The sequence below is a fragment of the Brevibacillus panacihumi W25 genome (assembly GCF_000503775.1).
Lineage (GTDB): Bacteria > Bacillota > Bacilli > Brevibacillales > Brevibacillaceae > Brevibacillus > Brevibacillus panacihumi_A.
This window is the reverse complement of sequence record NZ_KI629782.1, coordinates 265,580-283,222: the sequence shown is the minus strand read 5'-3', so window position 1 is coordinate 283,222 and position 17,643 is coordinate 265,580. Positions and strand designations below refer to the sequence as shown.

16 protein-coding genes and 3 tRNA genes are annotated in these 17,643 nt (G+C 49.5%); 15 read left to right on the top strand and 4 right to left on the bottom strand.

Annotation, left to right across the window (positions count from 1 at the left end; translation table 11 throughout):
* The first annotated feature begins 73 nt into the window (after positions 1-73).
* The 4 genes from T458_RS30775 (at position 74) to T458_RS0128245 (ending at position 3,845) form a co-directional block, all read left to right on the top strand.
* Complete coding sequence (locus T458_RS30775; protein WP_023554323.1) at positions 74-1,852, top strand: M3 family oligoendopeptidase; 1,779 nt, start codon at positions 74-76, stop codon at positions 1,850-1,852.
* 104 nt (positions 1,853-1,956) lie between these two features.
* Entirely contained in the window at positions 1,957-2,193 is a 237-nt protein-coding gene (locus tag T458_RS30770) for a hypothetical protein (RefSeq protein ID WP_023554322.1), read from the top strand.
* A gap of 93 nt (positions 2,194-2,286) precedes the next feature.
* Positions 2,287-2,967, top strand: a complete 681-nt coding sequence (locus tag T458_RS0128250; RefSeq protein ID WP_031305320.1) for a helix-turn-helix domain-containing protein — start codon at positions 2,287-2,289, stop codon at positions 2,965-2,967.
* Positions 2,964-3,845 carry an IS3 family transposase gene (locus tag T458_RS0128245; RefSeq protein WP_084567900.1) on the top strand — a complete coding sequence of 294 codons (882 nt, stop codon included), beginning with the start codon at positions 2,964-2,966 and terminating at the stop codon, positions 3,843-3,845. Before T458_RS0128250 ends, T458_RS0128245 begins: the two co-directional genes overlap by 4 nt.
* A gap of 81 nt (positions 3,846-3,926) precedes the next feature.
* Here the strand turns inward: T458_RS0128245 and T458_RS30765 are convergent, their stop codons facing one another.
* The gene (locus T458_RS30765; protein ID WP_023554321.1) at positions 3,927-4,835 is read right to left on the bottom strand and encodes a C40 family peptidase; all 909 of its coding nucleotides are present in this window, start codon (positions 4,833-4,835) and stop codon (positions 3,927-3,929) included.
* A gap of 185 nt (positions 4,836-5,020) precedes the next feature.
* Between T458_RS30765 and T458_RS30760 the strand changes: the two genes are divergently transcribed.
* The 8 genes from T458_RS30760 to T458_RS30725 all read left to right on the top strand — a co-directional run bounded on the left by T458_RS30760 (position 5,021) and on the right by T458_RS30725 (position 10,730).
* Positions 5,021-5,097, top strand: a tRNA-Asp gene (locus T458_RS30760).
* Between the two features lie 17 nt (positions 5,098-5,114).
* A tRNA-Thr gene (locus tag T458_RS30755) sits at positions 5,115-5,190 on the top strand.
* A 5-nt stretch (positions 5,191-5,195) separates the two neighbouring features.
* Positions 5,196-5,282, top strand: a tRNA-Leu gene (locus T458_RS30750).
* Between the two features lie 162 nt (positions 5,283-5,444).
* Complete coding sequence (locus tag T458_RS30745) at positions 5,445-6,074, top strand: DsbA family oxidoreductase (RefSeq protein WP_023554320.1); 630 nt, start codon at positions 5,445-5,447, stop codon at positions 6,072-6,074.
* 403 nt (positions 6,075-6,477) lie between these two features.
* Positions 6,478-7,014 (top strand): hypothetical protein, encoded by a 537-nt coding sequence (locus T458_RS30740; RefSeq protein ID WP_023554318.1) that lies wholly within the window; start codon positions 6,478-6,480, stop codon positions 7,012-7,014.
* A 96-nt stretch (positions 7,015-7,110) separates the two neighbouring features.
* Positions 7,111-7,737, top strand: coding sequence for a fumarylacetoacetate hydrolase family protein (locus T458_RS30735; protein ID WP_023554317.1), 627 nt, complete (start codon positions 7,111-7,113; stop codon positions 7,735-7,737).
* A gap of 283 nt (positions 7,738-8,020) precedes the next feature.
* Complete coding sequence (locus T458_RS30730; RefSeq protein WP_023554316.1) at positions 8,021-8,935, top strand: C40 family peptidase; 915 nt, start codon at positions 8,021-8,023, stop codon at positions 8,933-8,935.
* Between the two features lie 211 nt (positions 8,936-9,146).
* Positions 9,147-10,730, top strand: coding sequence for an acetate--CoA ligase (locus tag T458_RS30725; RefSeq protein ID WP_023554315.1), 1,584 nt, complete (start codon positions 9,147-9,149; stop codon positions 10,728-10,730).
* 65 nt (positions 10,731-10,795) lie between these two features.
* Here T458_RS30725 and xerS read toward each other — a convergent pair whose 3' ends face one another.
* Positions 10,796-11,908 carry a tyrosine recombinase XerS gene (gene xerS, locus T458_RS30720; protein ID WP_023554314.1) on the bottom strand — a complete coding sequence of 371 codons (1,113 nt, stop codon included), beginning with the start codon at positions 11,906-11,908 and terminating at the stop codon, positions 10,796-10,798.
* A 275-nt stretch (positions 11,909-12,183) separates the two neighbouring features.
* Between xerS and T458_RS30715 the strand changes: the two genes are divergently transcribed.
* Positions 12,184-13,377, top strand: coding sequence for a glycine C-acetyltransferase (locus tag T458_RS30715; protein ID WP_023554313.1), 1,194 nt, complete (start codon positions 12,184-12,186; stop codon positions 13,375-13,377).
* Positions 13,374-14,336, top strand: a complete 963-nt coding sequence (locus tag T458_RS30710) for an L-threonine 3-dehydrogenase (protein ID WP_023554312.1) — start codon at positions 13,374-13,376, stop codon at positions 14,334-14,336. The genes T458_RS30715 and T458_RS30710 overlap by 4 nt, the downstream gene beginning before the upstream one ends.
* A gap of 49 nt (positions 14,337-14,385) precedes the next feature.
* Here the strand turns inward: T458_RS30710 and T458_RS30705 are convergent, their stop codons facing one another.
* The gene (locus T458_RS30705; protein ID WP_023554311.1) at positions 14,386-15,987 is read right to left on the bottom strand and encodes an S-layer homology domain-containing protein; all 1,602 of its coding nucleotides are present in this window, start codon (positions 15,985-15,987) and stop codon (positions 14,386-14,388) included.
* A 139-nt stretch (positions 15,988-16,126) separates the two neighbouring features.
* Between T458_RS30705 and T458_RS30700 the strand changes: the two genes are divergently transcribed.
* Positions 16,127-17,104: a YpdA family putative bacillithiol disulfide reductase gene (locus T458_RS30700; protein ID WP_023554310.1), complete on the top strand. Its 978-nt coding sequence runs from the start codon at positions 16,127-16,129 to the stop codon at positions 17,102-17,104.
* A 6-nt stretch (positions 17,105-17,110) separates the two neighbouring features.
* Here T458_RS30700 and T458_RS30695 read toward each other — a convergent pair whose 3' ends face one another.
* Positions 17,111-17,449 carry a histidine triad nucleotide-binding protein gene (locus T458_RS30695; RefSeq protein WP_023554309.1) on the bottom strand — a complete coding sequence of 113 codons (339 nt, stop codon included), beginning with the start codon at positions 17,447-17,449 and terminating at the stop codon, positions 17,111-17,113.
* Between the last annotated feature and the right edge of the window lie 194 nt (positions 17,450-17,643).

Sequence of the window (17,643 nt, the reverse complement as noted above, 5' to 3'; positions counted from 1 at the left end):
GGTAAATCTTGCTCAATCTATCCAATTTTTTTTACAATAGGAGAGTGGGTAATTTGAGAAGGGGGCAAAATGCATGAATATGCGTTGGGACTTGGATGTTTTGTATACATCCTTCGATTCACCGGAATGCAAACGGGATTGGGAAGAGCTCGTGCAGCAGATCCAGGACTTGAAAAAATGGGCCAATGAACATTTGCATTCAACTGAAAATGCGGTTTCCAAAATGGAGTCCTACATTACACAGTTGACGTCGATCCTGCAGAAACAGTATCGGCTGTACAGCTTTGCTGAATTGACTGCCAGTGTAGATGCCAGAAATGAACAGGCTTTGCAGCTCTCGGAGCGCATCCAGGAGCTCGCCGTCGAAAAGGTAGAGCCAAGCGTTCAGTTTCAAAAATGGATCGGCACACTGGAGCAGTTGGGCGAGTTGATCAGCAAGTCCGACCTGTTGGAAGAGCATCGCTTTTTCCTCGAGGAGACGGCAGAGGAAAGCAAGTATATGCTGAGCGAGAAGGAAGAAATCATTGTCGCCAAGATGAAAAACACGGGCTCCAATGCCTGGACCAAACTGCAGGAAAGCTTGACCGCCAATCTGCTGGTGGATATTGTGGTGGATGGCGAGAAAAAGCAACTGCCGCTCCCTGTAGTCCGCAACATGGCGTTTGAAAAGGACGCGCAGGTGCGCAAAGACGCTTATGAAGCGGAACTGGAAGCGTACAAGAAAGTAGATGACGCCGTAGCTGCTGCCCTTAACGGAATCAAGGGTGAAGTCATTACCGTATCCAAGCTCCGCGGCTATGAATCCGCTCTGGAGAAAACGCTGAAGGACTCCCGGATGGATAAAGAGACGCTGGATGCTATGTTGACTGCCATGCGTGAAAGCTTGCCCGCTTTCCAGCGTTACTATCGGAAAAAGGCGGAGCTGTTGGGTCATGCGAATGGATTGCCCTTCTACGATCTCTTCGCCCCTGTCGGTGAAGCGGACATGCGCTTTACGTACCAGGAAGCCCGCGATTTTATCGTCAAGCATTTTGCCAGCTTCAGCGACAAGCTGTCTCAATATGCTGCCCGAGCGTTTGACAATCGCTGGATCGACGCGGAGATCCGGGAAGGGAAGCGGGGCGGGGCGTTCTGCGACAATCTGCACGTAGTCAAGGAAAGCCGGATTATGGCGAACTTTACAGGAAGCTTCAACGACGTGAGCACATTGGCGCATGAACTGGGACATGGCTATCACGGAGAGTGCCTGGTGGATGAAGCGTTTTTAAACAGCGATTATCCGATGCCCATTGCGGAGACAGCTTCGATCCTGTGCGAGACGATTATTGCCGATGCCGCATTGAAAGAAGCGACACCGGAAGAGGCGTTTGCGATTTTGGAAAACGACATCTCGGGTGCCGGTCAAGTCATCGTCGACATCTACAGCCGCTTCTTGTTTGAATCGGCCTTGTTTGCCCGCAGGCAGGAGGGTTCACTCTCAGTGAAAGAGCTGAATGCCCTGATGCTGCAAGCACAAAAAGACGCGTATGGAGAAGGGCTCGATCATCAGTACCTGCATCCGTACATGTGGCTGTGCAAGCCGCATTACTACAGTGCGGACTACAACTATTACAACTTCCCGTACGCTTTTGGATTGCTGTTCGCCAAGGGATTGTACGCGGAATACCAGAAGCGGCCAGAGGCATTCGTCAAGCAGTATGATGAGCTGTTGTCCGTGACAGGCAAGAAAAGCGTGGCGGATGTAGCGGCCATCATGGATGTCGATGTGCGTTCGGTGGACTTCTGGCGTAGCTCGCTGGCATTGATTAAAAAAGATATCGAGACTTTCTTGTCTCTAGCTGATGCTCGCTGACAGATCAGCACGACCAAACGACGTCCGAATGCATTCGGACGTTTTTTGTACGCATAGGGACCTTGTTTGGCGGGGAAAGTAAAAGAAAAAGTGAGGTGATCGAAATGAATGGTTTACAATTATTAGATCGGCTCAGAGAAACCGAAAACAAAATGATGCATTTACATAGAGCCATAGACAAGGTTAGTGGTGAACCAGACTTCAAGGAATCGGTGAGTGTTCTCACCGTGGTCGTGCGTGACTATCAGCAGCAACTGGACAAAATGAAAGAAGCGCTCGGCAATATGGAGATTTCGTTCAACCAAAACTCCCATTCTGAATCACAGCAGCAACGCAATTAGACAAAGGAAAAGCCCACATGCTGATCTGATATGCTCCCCTTTAAGTAGACAGGTTTAAAAAACAAACCTACTACTTGGAGGGGAGTATTTCTTTTGGCTAAGAAGAATGAGTATAGTGGCGCGGAGAAATTGGCGATTTTGGAGGAGTTGAAAACAGGTGGGGGCACTCTGGTGGAAGTCGCCCACAAGTACAATCTCCATAAGAAGACCTTGCGAGCTTGGCGGCATCAGTATGAATTGTACGGAATGGAAGGGTTAGAAATCCGAATCAAGAATAACCGGTATTCCCCTGAATTAAAGCTTCAAGCGGTTCAAGATTATTTGTCGGGGAAGTATTCACAATATGAACTCATCGATACATACAAAATTGCAAGCCGAACTCAGCTCAGAAGCTGGATTGCCAAGTATAATAGTCATAGCAGCTTTAAATCGGTTAACGAGGGAGCATCGGCTATGACCAAAGGACGTTCTACTACGTGGCAGGAACGAATTGATATCGTGCTTTACTGTATGGCACATAAGCGCAACTATGGGAAAACAGCAGCGCAGTTTAATGTTTCCTACAACCAAGTGTACCAGTGGGTCAAGAAGTACGAGAACGGCGGACAAGATGCGCTTCAGGACGGGCGAGGACGGAAGAAAGCGTCTGAGGAGTTAACCGAGGCCGAGCGTCACAAGCTGGAGATGAAGAAGCTCGAATATGAAAATGAACGGCTTAGAGCGGAGAATGCGTTTCTAAAAAAGTTGAAGGAAATTCAAAGGAGGCGAGTTTGAGCAGACATCGACGGAGGCATGTGTATGTGGCCATACAAGCGGTACATGAAGAACAAGGGTTTAGCGTGCAGTTGTTGTGTGAGGTTGCACAGATTCAGCGCTCCAGTTATTACAAGTGGGTAAACCACAAACCCAGCCCGCAGGAACAAGAAAACGAGCAACTGACGAAGGACATGCTGACCCTTCATGAGCAGGTGCGCGGCATCTACGGCTACCGGCGGCACACTGTCCAGCTCCGTCGTCAAACAGGCAAACCCATTAATCACAAACGAATTCGGCGGCTCATGACCCTCGCAGGGATCCAGTCGGTAATCCGTAGGAAGAAAAAGCAATACCCGCGTTCCGCTCCACAGCATATTGCCGAGAACTTGCTAGGCCGCAAGTTCCATGCTGAAGCGCCCAATGAGAAGTGGCTGACCGATGTAACGGAGTTCAAATATGGACATAGTCAGAAAGCTTACCTCAGCGCCATCCTGGACCTCCATAGCAACAACATTATTTCCTATGTGCTCGGGCATTCGAACAACAACAAACTCGTATTTAAAACGCTGGACCAGGCGCTTGAGGCTACGCCGGGCGCTACTCCTATGCTTCACAGTGACCGGGGGTTTCAATACACCTCGACGGCTTTTAAGAGGAAACTGGACAAAGCAAACATTACCCAAAGCATGTCACGTGTTGGCCGTTGCATTGACAACGGACCAATGGAATCTTTCTGGGGAACCTTGAAATGCGAGATGTATTACCTGACTACATACAACTCGTTTGAAGAGTTGAAGAAGGACATCGATACCTATATCCACTTTTACAATAACGAGCGATTACAGGCAAAGTTAAACGGCCTCAGTCCCACGGAATTCAGAACTAAGGCCGCTTAAAACTTTTACTTATTTGTACTGTCTACTTGACGGGGTGCAGTTCAATCATTGTCAGTACGTGGGCTTTATTTTTCGTGTGAATTACTCAAAAGTTAGATAGCGTTTGACGCCATAAAACGGATAGAGCTTATGCATGTACTCCATTTTGCCGTAACGAACATCATCCCCATTGGCATGGACAATTCGGTCGTTGCCAAGGTAAATGGCTACGTGAGAGACACGTCCTTTGTTCAAAGCATCGTAGAACAACAGATCGCCTGGCTTCGCTTCGTCCAAAGAAACGGAAACTCCACCAAGAAATTGCTCTTCAGAGGTACGGGGAAGCGTAACGCCCAGCTTATCGAATACATAAGACGTAAAGCCGCTGCAGTCAAACCCGTCTGGCGTAGTGCCGCCGAGCACATAGGTTGTTCCAAGCAACGGAGCTACGAGTTTTTCAAGATCCTCGAGCCGCTTGATGTCGTCGGGATCAGTCACATCATCAGAGTCCTGATTCTTCAGGCTCAAATATTCACTTGCTACATAGGCCACGTCCTGATCATAACGAATTTTGGACCACTCAGTGCCGTGCTCGAGCAGTTCGACCTGGTTGCCGTAATACAATTTGCCGAGAAGATCGCCTTCCATGGAAGGGGCTTGTCTGACACGCAATACATCAGCGACGACACGAGCTTTTTGCCCGATGGAGCGATCTGCGTTTTCCGAGGGGATCGAATCTGCTTCTCTGTTGCTCTCCTCAGACGGCACAGCTGCCGTGGACACGTAGGTTGCTCGTTCACCAGAGATGGTTAACGTTTGCCCAATCGCAAGCCGATCAGAGGAAAGCTGGTTTTGCTGCATGATATCATCGACGGTTATCTGGTGTTCCCTTGCAATTTTGCTTAGCGTATCTCCTGCAGAAACCACATATGTATAGGAAGCCGCTTGTGCAGCAGAAGGAAGTAAAGCAAAGAGAGCAAGGAAGGTGATTACTCGCGAAGTTTGTCTCATCGTTCGACTCCACCATTCTACTAAATTCTGCAAATCTATCTAAAATTCTAGCTGATTTTTCCACATAAATCTATGAGAAAAAAGAACGATATCGAAGTAAAAAAAGCATTGCAATTTTATATCAAATCATGCTATATTACAGAAGTCCCCAGCACGAGAGTTTTGCTGGGAGAGTGAAAAAGCATGGAGCTGTGGTGAAGTTGGAGTTCACGCCGGTCTGTCACACCGGAGGTCGCGGGTTCGAGTCCCGTCAGCTCCGCCATTCTTTTCTCTCAATAAGCCGGTGTAGCTCAATTGGTAGAGCACCTGACTTGTAATCAGGGGGTTGTGGGTTCAAGTCCTATCGCCGGCACCACGAATGCGGTCGTGGCGGAATTGGCAGACGCGCTAGATTCAGGTTCTAGTGGTGGCAACACCGTGGAGGTTCAAGTCCTCTCGACCGCACCATATGAATTCGGTAACCCAGCTTTTTGGCTGGGTTTTTTCTATTGTGTACCTCAAAACACATTCGTCCGCCTCAAAGTGTCCACAACAGCAAAAGGGCGATGCACAAGCAGCATGCATCGGGTACAATAGCAAAAGAATAGCGACAACGAAGGGGGTCTACCCATGCAAATCGAGATTTTTCAGGACATGGTTTGTCCGTGGTGCCGGATTGGGAAAAAGAACTTGTCTGATGCCATTGCCCAATGGACAGGAGAGCCGATCCATATCCAATACCGTGCCTACCAGCTGTTCCCGGACCTTCCCAGGGAAGGCAAGCCATTCCTAGAGGTAATGGCCTCCAAAGGAAGTCCGGAAATGGTGCAGCAAATGTTGAGCCAGGTCACGCGCGCTGGAGAAGCGGCTAATCTGCCGTTTCGTTTTGATAAGGTTGAAAAAATGCCGAATACCTTGGCGTCCCATCAGTTCATCAAAAGTGTGCCAAGTGGTGACGCGGAAAGGGTCGTGGATGCCATATACAAAGCTTACTTTGAAGATGGGAAAGACATCGGCGATCTGCAGGTTCTGCTCGGGCTGGCAGAAGAACTGGGCCTTGACCGAGAGCAAATCCGCGATGCGATCGAAAACGAACGACATACAGATGAAATCAATGCGGACATCGCATTCGCCAGAGATAACCAGATTACCGGCGTGCCGTTCTTTGTCTTTGACGGGAAGCTTGCCCTGTCCGGGGCGCATCCGCCAGAGAATTTCTTGAAGGCTTTTCACCATGTACTCAATAAGGAAAACGAATAACAAGAATAGCCAGTGAGAGATGAAGGACTGCCCCTGAAAATAAGGGGCAGTTTTTTATTATCAAAACACCATGAGAAACCCTCAGATAGGGCAGCAATTTAATAAGAAGTGTTGGCTGAAGGAAAAAGAGAAAAAAAGCGAAGGCATTTGGGATCTTGACCAAGCCGGAACGGAAAAGGCGGAACACGTATTCAGCGGCCAACCTTGAATGACTTCTTCGAAGTCGGCTGCTTTTGGCCGCGGTTCCGCCTTTGGAGCGGGAGGCGGCCAGGGATGACCACCAGCAAAGATCCCAACCCGCCTGAGCGTTTTTCTCTTTTTCCTCCCCTCCACAACAGTCTGATCAGAGTGTTTTGAGTCAAGTCAATGTGACCATACTGTTGAGGATGGAGGTGCACCGATCATGTACGTACAAGTCACGACGAGCGAAAGTAACCAACAGACAGTAGCAGTGCTGGGCGAATTCCTCTCATTCCAACAGGAGGGACATTACCTTTTGCCAGGAAGACTCATCCACGCCTTAAAACCGAACGATTTGCCAATCGGTATCGGTTTTTCTTTAGCGGATACACTGCCATCCGGATACGGTTTCTACCGGGAGGATCAGGTTGTTTTCAAGCGCATCGACGAGGAAGCCGAAGCATTTTGCGTGGAAGTTACCTCTACGTATCAAAAGTCGGAATGGGACGGTTTGTTTCCTTTGGAGGCGACCCTCTTGTCGCGCAAGCAAGCGTTGGAATTGTGGCCGAATTTTTATTCAATCAGGTACGAATCTACGGATGAGCAAGCGAAGATCTGCTATGCCTTTTCGTATCCGACACCGGAAGAAGCCGACCTGGAGCAAGTGATGGAAGGGATTTGTGACACAGTATTTGAGGTGGAAGCGAGGGGGAATCTCCAGCTGTGGCATCGATATTCGGGTCCTGCACCTGAAGGCTAATCCAATCCCCTGTCATGATCTGATTACCCATGATATAGTAAAAACAGATGGAAAAAGACAACAGCCGTCATAGCTGTATAGTTAGGAGAGGACAGAATGAAGCAGATCCAGAATATTTTTTGCGTAGGACGCAACTACCGCTTGCATGCAGAAGAGCTTGGCAACGATGTCCCAACATCCCCTATGCTGTTTGACAAGCCGACACGTTCGTTGGTTGAAGCAGCCGGACAGGAAATCGATTTTCCCGGAAATCGTGGAGAGATCCATTACGAAGCGGAATTAGTAGTACATATCGGGCGTGCCTACAAGCCAGGGATGACCCTGGACGAGATCGTGGACGAGATGGCATTGGGAGTCGACTTGACTTTGCGGGATGTGCAAACTGTCCTGAAAAAGAACGGTCATCCGTGGCTGTTGGCGAAGGGCTTTAAAAACGCCGCGATTCTGACGCCTTTTCATCCGTTTCCAGGAGAAAGAGCACTGGCGCAAACCGACTTTTCCATGTTGAAAAACGGGGAACAGGTGCAACGTGGCAATATCCGCGATGTCATCTTCGACCTGATGACGATCATTCAATATACGACTGAGCATTTTGGGTTGGATCAAGGAGATATCATCTACACCGGAACACCGGCCGGGGTGGGACCTGTACACGATGGGGATCATTTCAGTCTCTACTGGGGCGAGGAAAAGTGGGGAGAATTTACAGCTCGCCTGCGTTAAATCCCGCTTGGCATCTGGCTTTGCGAAAACCAGCATCTGTTAGTTCTATGCAGATACTGGTTTTTTCATGTTCAAATAAAGTGAAAAAAACCATTTTTGGTGAATTGGTACTTTTGGTCTAAAAAACAGATATGGCATACTTTGGGCTGGGTTTTGTTAGTAGTTCCATGATCCTAAATCCAATATTGGTAAATTTTACGGTCTTATCCTCCTGTTTCCTTATGCGGTAACCTGTCCATGTACCCCACAGAGGGTTCCACGACATGACAAGGAGGAAAAGAAAGTGACGAAACGAGATTGGGTAATGAAGTCAACAGTAGCAGTCATGCTGAGTACGTCCCTGTTAATGGGTGGTCAAGTAGGATACGCGGCCGCTAGTACACCAAAATCAGTCGATGTGACCGAGATCGCAAAAGATGCAAAACAACTGGTAGGCAAAGCGTATAAATTCCAGGCAGATGGCCCTAATGCTTTTGGTTCTGCGAATTTGGCGACTTATGTATACAAACAGGCAGGAATTAAGATTGGCAGCACCATCTCGGCTTTGTATAAGACGGGCCAGAAGGTTGCACAAAAAGATCTGCAAGCCGGCGACCTGGTCTTCTTTGCTTCTAGTGGAAAAGGCAGTCTGAATTTTATGGGGATTTATATCGGGAATAATCAGTTTGTCTACTCTTCGCAGGGCGAAGGTGGAGTGGTACTGAAAAAATTCTCTGAGTATGAAAAGAAATTTGTGGGTGCCCGTCGGGTGATTGAGGATGCAAGCAGCGACAAGACGAGCGATTCGTCGAATAAATCCGAATCTTCTTCTTCCGCAATTGCCAACAAAGTGATTGCCAATGGCGAAAAGTACATGGGAACGAAGTATAAGTTTGGCTCCAGCAAAAATACGACCAAAACCTTCGATTGCTCATCGTTTACGCAGCGCGTCTTTAAGGAGGCGGGAATCACGTTGCCGCGCGACTCCCGTCAACAATCTACCGTCGGAAAAACGGTCTCCAAAAAGGATTTGCAAAAGGGCGACCTGATCTTCATGAAGTCTTCTGCCAAAAATGCTTCTGACCGGATCACCCATGTTGCCATCTATGCAGGCGATGGAAAAATCCTGCATACATACGGAAGTCCAGGAGTGACATATTCCAAATTCTTCGGAACGAATTGGGAAAAACGCGTGGTAAAAATCAAGCGCGTCATCTAAGCACCCAGGAAAGCTCTCATGCTGCTGCATGGGGGCTTTTCATCCTTATTGAACTTTTTCTATATCATTATGACGCTCTTCCTCTCATTTAGTTTCACAAAAACGCCTTGCCATTTGTTGCTATGCGGAAAAAAGCTTGTTTTCGAAAAGGATATTTTCCGAAAATGTCGAATATTAATTTCTGTATAGTTAAAAGTTGGAGGTGTATCGTTTGGAGCTGAACATGCCAAAGTTCTATAATTTTGCTGCACAAGTAGATCAGTATGCGCTGAATCATCCTGACAAACGTGCCGTATGGGAACTGGACGAGAGTGGAGCGGAGCAAATCCTCAGCTATGACCAATTGCGTCGTTTTTCCAATCGGATCGCCAATGGGCTGCAATCTATTGGCATCGGACAGGGAGATAAGGTGATGGTTCTCGTTAAGCGCGGGATTGAAGCGTATGGCTTGTACCTTGCATTATTGAAGTTGGGTGCCGTCATCTTGCCGGGATCGGAAATGCTTCGTCAAAAGGATATTGAATATCGCATCGATCACGCACTTGCCTCTGCTGTCATTTGTTTTGACGGCATGACGGGAGAAGTAGAGCCGTTGCGGAATCGTTGCAAGACCCTCCGGCATTTTATCACGCTTGGAGATCGGGCAGATGGCTGGATCTCCCTTGATCTGCTGATTCAAGACCAGGCTGACGAGTTTGCCTGTGTACAAACAAGCTCTGATGATTTGGCATTTTTGTCTTACACCTCCGGAACGACTGGCGGGCCAAAAGGCGTCATGCACGTTGCCGGGTGGCCATTGGCCCATTTGTCAGTAGCGGCAAAGCAATGGCTGGATGTTCAGGAAAAAGACGTAGTCTGGGCCACAGCGGGTCCGGGCTGGGCCAAATGGATCTGGAGCCCATTCGTCTCCACTCTTGGCTTGGGCGCCACAGCATTTGTATACAAGGGCAGGTTCAGTGCTGATACCTATCTGTCCATTCTGGCGAAATATCCGATCTCCGTCTTGTGCGCCACACCGACAGAGTACAGAATGATGGCAAAAGCTCCAGACCTGGAAAGCTATACGTTGCAAGCCTTGCGCTCCACCTGCTCGGCTGGTGAGCCATTGAATCGGGAAGTCATCGACACGTTTAGACGGGTCTTTAACTTGACGGTTCGGGATGGTTATGGGCAGACAGAAAACACCTTACTGGTCGGGACCTTCGTCGGAGTGGAGCCGAAGCCGGGCTCGATGGGACGACCTTCCCCGGTAGTTCGGGTAGCCATCGTAGACGAAGAGGGAAGCGAGCTTCCTGTAGGCAAGGTAGGGGATATTGCGATCCATAAAGAAATGGTCGCGTTGTTTAAAGGGTATCTGAATGATCCCGATCGGACAGCCAAAGCGTTCCGAGGGGAGTGGTACGTTACCGGGGACCAAGGGAGAATGGACGATGATGGCTACATTTGGTTTGAAGGACGTTCGGACGACATCATTATCTCAGGAGGCTACACAATTGGTCCCTTCGAGGTAGAGGATGCCTTGGTCAAACACCCGGCTGTCGCCGAGTGTGCAGCTGTAGCCAGCCCTGATCCGGAGCGCGGGCATGTCGTAAAAGCATTCGTAGTCTTGAAAAAAGGGAACACCCCTTCGGATTCACTGGCAGAAGAATTGAAAGAGCATGTCAAGCATTTGACTGCTCCTTACAAATACCCGCGAAAAATCGAGTTCGTGGAAGACTTGCCGAAAACCACTTCTGGGAAAATCAGGAGAGTGGAATTGCGGCTACAGGAAAAAGAACAAATGAATCGTGCTTGAACAAAGAACCCGGCTGGTCGTCAGCCGGGTATTTTTGTCGGGTATGTGGAAAGATAAAAAAACAGCTATGTCGTACGATTGACAGCTTTGCTCAAGGCATCCTCCAGGACATGGGCGTACTGCATGGTCGTCTCGATTTTAGAGTGTCCGAGCTGTGCTTGCAGTTGATGAGGATCTGGATTGAGCCGAAGAAACTGCGTAGCAAAACTGTGTCGCAGCTTATGCACGGACAAATCGGGGATGCCAAATGCTTTGGCATATTTTTTTACCAGTTTTTGCACGGAGCGTACATCGATGCGGTGTCCCTCCGGCTTTCCTGGCGAGACTGCCAGAAAGACTGCGTCTTCGTATGCTGGAGGGTTGTAGGAATCACGGGCTTGCAGGTATTTTGCCAGATAATCCTTCCCCCAATCACTGAAAAAGGGGGCGTCTTCTTTCTTTCCCTTCCGCACCAGTTTGATTTGGTTTTTCTCCATGACCAGATCCGACAGATTGAGACTGACGACCTCAGACACGCGAAAACCGCCTGATAGGATCATCGCGACCAACGCAGTATCCCGGTCTCGATTTTTCAAGTGGTACTGCTGCTTTTTCAAGGTGTCACAGTGGGCGAGGAAGCCCGTATGGACGAAGTCAACGAACTGATAAATTTCTTCATCGATCAAGATTTTTGCCCGGATCGCATGGGCGCGTGCCAGCGGGGTCATCTCTGTCATTTCCAGCTCGATTTTTGCCAGCACATTGCGAGTTAGGTAGGATTCACCATGCTCGTCCTCAGCCAGTGCTGATAAATAATGAAACAACGATTTGAGACTGGAGACTTTTCGGTTGATCGTCCGGTCGCTGTACTCCTTGCGGGAGCTGCGAGTGGGGTTGGTCAGCAGCACCGATCGCTCATAGAGATGTGACTCCTGTAAATAGAGAATGTAGCTTTCCACGGTCTCTTTTTTCAGCTCGTTCAAGTCGGATAACGGCAATTGCTTCATCTCGGTGGCGGAAGTCAGCCCTTCTGCCATCATCCAGCGAAAGAAGAAGGCGATATCTCGCAAGTAACCGAGCAGGGTAGAAGGGGAGTTTTTCTTGGTTTTTTTATGTTCAATGAACTTCTCCACGTACCAGGGATATTCGTTTATCGTTTGCAAGAGCTTGCGCGCATCACGCTGTTTCGGTACGGACACATCTTTACACCACCTATCACTCAAATTTTCACGATACGAACATATATTCTATCAAAAAAAGAAGTGATTGGTAAGTGCCTGAGGAGATTCGTCGACTCGGAAATGACAAGAAAATTTTTTGATTTTATGTCTTTCTCATATGGACATTGCCAAGAAAAGGTGATACTTTATAATCATAAAATCCTTGGTATAAGAGAGTTTATTGATTTTTATAATGTCTATTCCACAAGGACACATGTGCGTGACAAGTGATAAATGGTCGGAGGGATCTACAAATGGCGAGCAAAACCTTGGAGCATTTCTTGAGTGAAAATCTATCGGATCTCAAAAGCAAGGGACTTTACAATGTGATTGATCCATTGCAAAGTGCAAATGGTCCGATGATCACGATCGGTGGAAAAGAACTGATCAACCTGTCCTCCAACAACTATCTCGGTTTGGCTACGGATCAGCGGCTGATCGATGCGGCGATCGCGGCAGCACAAAAATACGGGGTAGGGGCAGGCGCTGTCCGTACCATCAACGGTACCTTGGAGCTTCACGTAAAGCTGGAGGAGAAGATTGCAAGCTTCAAGCAGACCGAAGCCGCCATCGCGTATCAGTCCGGTTTCAACTGCAACATGGCAGCGATCTCTGCCGTGATGGACAAAGAAGACGCGATTCTCTCCGATGAATGGAACCATGCTTCGATCATTGACGGCTGCCGGCTTTCGCGGGCGCAGATCATTCGATACAATCACTCGGACATTGATGACTTGCGCCAGAAGGCCAAGGAAGCAAAGGCGTCCGGAAAATATAAAAAACTGATGGTCATCACCGATGGTGTTTTTTCGATGGACGGCGACATCGCCAAGCTGCCGGAAATCGTCGAGGTCGCAGAAGAATTCGACCTGATGACATACGTCGATGACGCGCACGGCTCCGGGGTATTGGGAAAAGGTGCAGGAACTGTCAAGCATTTTGGTCTCTCTGACAAAGTCGATTTTCAGATCGGCACCTTGTCCAAAGCGATCGGGGTAGTCGGAGGCTATGTGGCCGGCCGTCAGCAGCTGATCGATTGGCTCAAGGTTCGCAGCCGTCCCTTCCTGTTCTCTACGGCCCTGACTCCTGCTGATGTCGCGGCTTGCATCACTGCCATCGACATCTTGCAGAACAGTACGGAGCTGCATGACAAACTGTGGGCGAACGGCGATTATCTGAAAAAAGGACTCAAGGAACTGGGCTTCGAGATCGGCAACAGTGAAACACCGATCACGCCTTGCATTATTGGCGACGAGCAAAAGACACAAGAATTCAGCAAGCGCCTGTATGAGGAAGGCGTCTACGCGAAAGCAATCGTCTTCCCGACGGTGCCCAGGGGAACAGGGCGTGTGCGGAATATGCCTACGGCGGCTCATACCCGCGAGATGCTGGATCGTGCCCTGTCGATCTATGAAAAAGTAGGGACGGAAATGGGGATTCTGAAATGAAAAAAATCCTGGTAACCGGTGCATTGGGACAAATCGGCTCTGAGCTGGTTATGAGGCTCCGCGAGCTTTACGGTGCCGAAGCTGTCGTCGCGACAGACATCCGCAAAGCAGACAACAGCCCGGTAGTGGAATCAGGCCCCTTTGAAATACTAGACGTGACCGATGCGAAGCGTATGCTCGAGCTGGCAAAGTCTCATCAGGTTGATACGATTATGCACCTGGCAGCGCTGCTGTCGGCGACCGCTGAGGCCAAACCGCTCTTGGCCTGGAATCTCAACATGGGCGGACTAGTCAACGCGCTGGAGGCGGCACGCGAGCTTTCTTGCCAGTTTTTCACGCCAAGCTCGATCGGTGCTTTTGGACCGTCAACACCTAAAGTCCAGACGCCGCAAGAAACGATTCAAAGACCGACTACGATGTATGGCGTCAACAAGGTGGCGGGAGAGCTTTTGTGCGACTACTATTACCATAAATTCGGCGTAGATACTCGAGGTGTCCGATTCCCCGGATTGATTTCCTATGTAACACCTCCCGGGGGCGGTACGACCGACTATGCCGTGGACATCTACTACCAGGCGATTCTGGAAGGCAGCTACACCTCCTATATTGCGAAAGGCACCTACATGGACATGATGTACATGCCGGATGCGCTGAACGCCATCATCGACTTGATGGAAGCGGACGGGGCAAGGCTGAAGCATCGCAACGCCTTTAACGTGACAGCGATGAGCATCGAACCGGAGCAGGTGGCAGCTGCAATCCGCAAGCATCTGCCGGACTTTACCTTGTCCTATCAGGTGGATCCCGTGCGTCAAGCGATCGCAGATAGTTGGCCGGATTCGATCGATGCGTCGGCGGCCAGAGAAGAATGGGGCTTTGCCACGAAATACGATTTGGACAAGATGACAGAAGATATGCTGACCAAATTGAGGGGGAAGCTGCTTCAAAAGGTGTGCTAAAAGGTGAAAAAAGCCACGTCTGCAAGTTCATTTGCAGCGTGGCTTTTCTTTATAAGCGTTTTCGTGTTTGCTTTAACAAAATGGAATTGTTGATGGCGGACCAAACATCTGGCGATTCTGAACCGATGTACCAGTAAGCAAAACCCCCTACATGATAATCGAGGCTTGCTTTTGCTTTTAATCCCAATGAACGGCTCTCCTCCAACCAGATGGTATGAGTCACTCCTCCTTTATTGTAATAAGAGACGTATTGGCCAAGATTTGCGTCCCATTTAGTGCTCCCTCCATAGCGGGATAGCAAGCCGTAGGAGTCTGGAATACTGAGATCGGTAGATTGCATACCTCCTTGAGCCTTGTACCAATCACGGGTATAGAGCGGCATTCCGACGATCAGGCGTTCGGACGGGACTTCATCGAGTAAATTGGCAATCGTATTCTTGAACCAGGGCAGAGATGCAACCGAACCTGCCATTTGACTGCCGACCCAGTGCTCCTCATAGGCCATCAGGACGATGTAGTCGGCGTATTCCGCGAGTTTTCCATAATCAAAAGGATCGCTCCAGTCCGAGCCTGTGTCAGGTGGAACATCGACGGAGACGACAGCCCCCTTTTGATGCAGTGCTGCTGTCAGCTCCTTGATGAACAACGTGAAAAAATCGCGGTCTGACGGGGAGAACGATTCGAAATCAACATTCACTCCGTCTAGCTGATATTTTTGCACATATCCGGTCAAGGTCTGCACAAGGGCTTTTCGCTTCGCCGGATCGGTGAGAACGGCATGCGTGGTAGCGGAATCAAATCGGTTGCCAAAGAGCGGCCAAACCTGTTTTCCATTCTTTTTCGCCCAGGTGACCAAGGAGGCATCTGTCGTATCGCTAATCGAGCCATCTTTTTGCAGGAAGAACCAGCGCGGCGACAAGGTATTGACCGAGGAATTCTTTACCTGGTTGATGAACTCTGCGGTTGTGGATTGATACTGCCAGCCCAAGGACACCAAAGGCTTTGCAGAAACAGGATGAGACTTGAGAAGATTGTGAATCCGATACAAAATGACAGCCGTTTCCTCGCGGGAGAGCGCGTCTTTTGGACGAAAATATCCATTGTAACCGGTTAGCCAGCCGCTGTGCACAGCATCGCGCACGGAGGGGAGCGCCCATGTGGAGATGGCTTGGACGTCTTTCAAGGACAGGGAGGCATTCGTGACGGATTTCTCCTTGAGCGCACGTACCAGCATCGCTGCAGCTTCCTCGCGTGTAATCGTGCGGACAGGGGAGAATGTGCGGCTGCTCGTTCCATTTACCAGTTCCAGGGCTGCGGCCGCTTGGATGTCCCCATAGGCCCATGAGCTTTTCGGCACATCGGTGTAAGACGCTGTATTGCTTGCGACCGGCTTGATTCCAATCGTCCGGTTCAGCATGGCGACGAACTCAGCGCGTGTGACAGGTCGCGTGGGGTGAAAATACCCATTCTCGTCGCCGGAAATGATGCCAGCTTCGTTCAGCGAGCGGATCTGACTCACTGCATAGCTGTTGGCAATATCGCGCAGGTTAAGCGTTGATGCCGTCGAAGCCGGTACCCCGATGGCAAGGGATAGGCTATAGGCCAGCATCAAGAGGGAGAGAGACCACATATGTAGATTTTGTTTTTTCATCATACTACCAAGTATAAGGAGAGTGAAAAGACCTTTCATTGGTGATTTATTGCCATTTTTCTGGAACTCTTTGGGAAGCATAGGCTTATGGTAGAATAAAAGAAGAAAAAGATATGGATAGAAACGAGGAGTAAGAGAAATGAATGATGTACTGATTGTAGGGGCAGGTCCATGCGGGCTGGCTGCGGCGATTTCATGCAAACGTGCCGGATTGAATCCTTTGGTGATTGAGAAGGGCTCATTGGTTCACTCCATTTACCGATACCCTACCTACATGATTTTTCACAGCACGCCGGAACGACTGGAGATCGGGGATGTGCCGTTTGCTACTGCCAATGAAAAGCCGACAAGACAAGAGGCGTTGAATTACTATCGACTGGTGGCCTCGCGCGAACAACTGCGGGTCCACGTCTATGAAACAGTGATCTCAGCCAAGCCGATTGCAGAAGGCTATGAGGTCCAGACGAAAGATCGGTTTGGGCAAGAGCACTCTTACGTTTGCAGAAATCTGGTGATTGCGACTGGCTACTTCGATCATCCCAACAAGCTGGGGGTGCCGGGCGAAGAACTGCCCAAGGTTTCTTCCTTCTATCAAGAAGCTCATCCATACAGCGGCATGAAGGTAGCTGTGATAGGCGGAAACAACTCGGCGGTCGACGCAGCGATGGAGCTGGAGCGGGCAGGTGCAGACGTGACAGTGATCTGCCGTGGGGCAACTCTGTCCGAGAAGGTCAAAGCTTGGACTCGTCCTGTCTTTGAGAGCCTTGCAGAGAAGGGGCGCATTCAGGTGATGTACCAATCTACAGTGGATTCGATCCAGGAGAAGACGATTCGCGTCAAGAGCGGCGACGAGATCATGACGCTGGAGAATGATATGGTATTTGCCCTGATCGGCTTCCGTCCGGATCGAACCTTCCTCCATGCACTGGGGGTCCAGACCGATCCGGAAACGGGGATTCCTGTGCATGACCCCGAGACGATGGAGACCAATGTCCCCAACCTGTACATCGCGGGAGTCGTCGCCGCAGGAAATCGTGCCAACGCCATTTTTATCGAAAACGGCCGTTTTCACGGGGAAGCGATAGCCAAGCACATCCTGGAGAAGGACGGACGATAATCGAAGCTACATCGTCCAGTTTAGCTGTCTGCCGCCGATCAGATGGTAATGCAGATGGAAGACTGTCTGCTGACCGTGTTTTCCGATATTGGTAACAATGCGGAATCCGGGATCCTTCACTTCCATGGTTTCGGCTACCTTCTGCAGGGAGAGGTGGAGGTGACCGATTAATTCCTTGTCCTCCGGCTGAATCTCCAAAAGAGAAGCGATATGCTTTTTGGGAATCATCAGCACATGGACGGGTGCGATCGGGTTGATGTCATGGAAGGCGAGGACATGCTCGTCCTCATACACCTTGGTCGAAGGAATTTCGCCCGCTACGATTTTGCAAAAAAGACAATCCATCGTCATTCACAACCTTTTCTAAGAGTAGTCTGTTCCCTACTTCGCCATCGGAACAGGCTTTCCCTGTCAAAAGAAAGAAAACGATTTCATGTCGAACTATTGCTTTTTTTTCCTGGTATCATATAATTATGAATGGAAGTTCAAAGATGGATTGAGTGACGCTTGCGTCCTTCATCGTCCTGGCTTCCACTCGC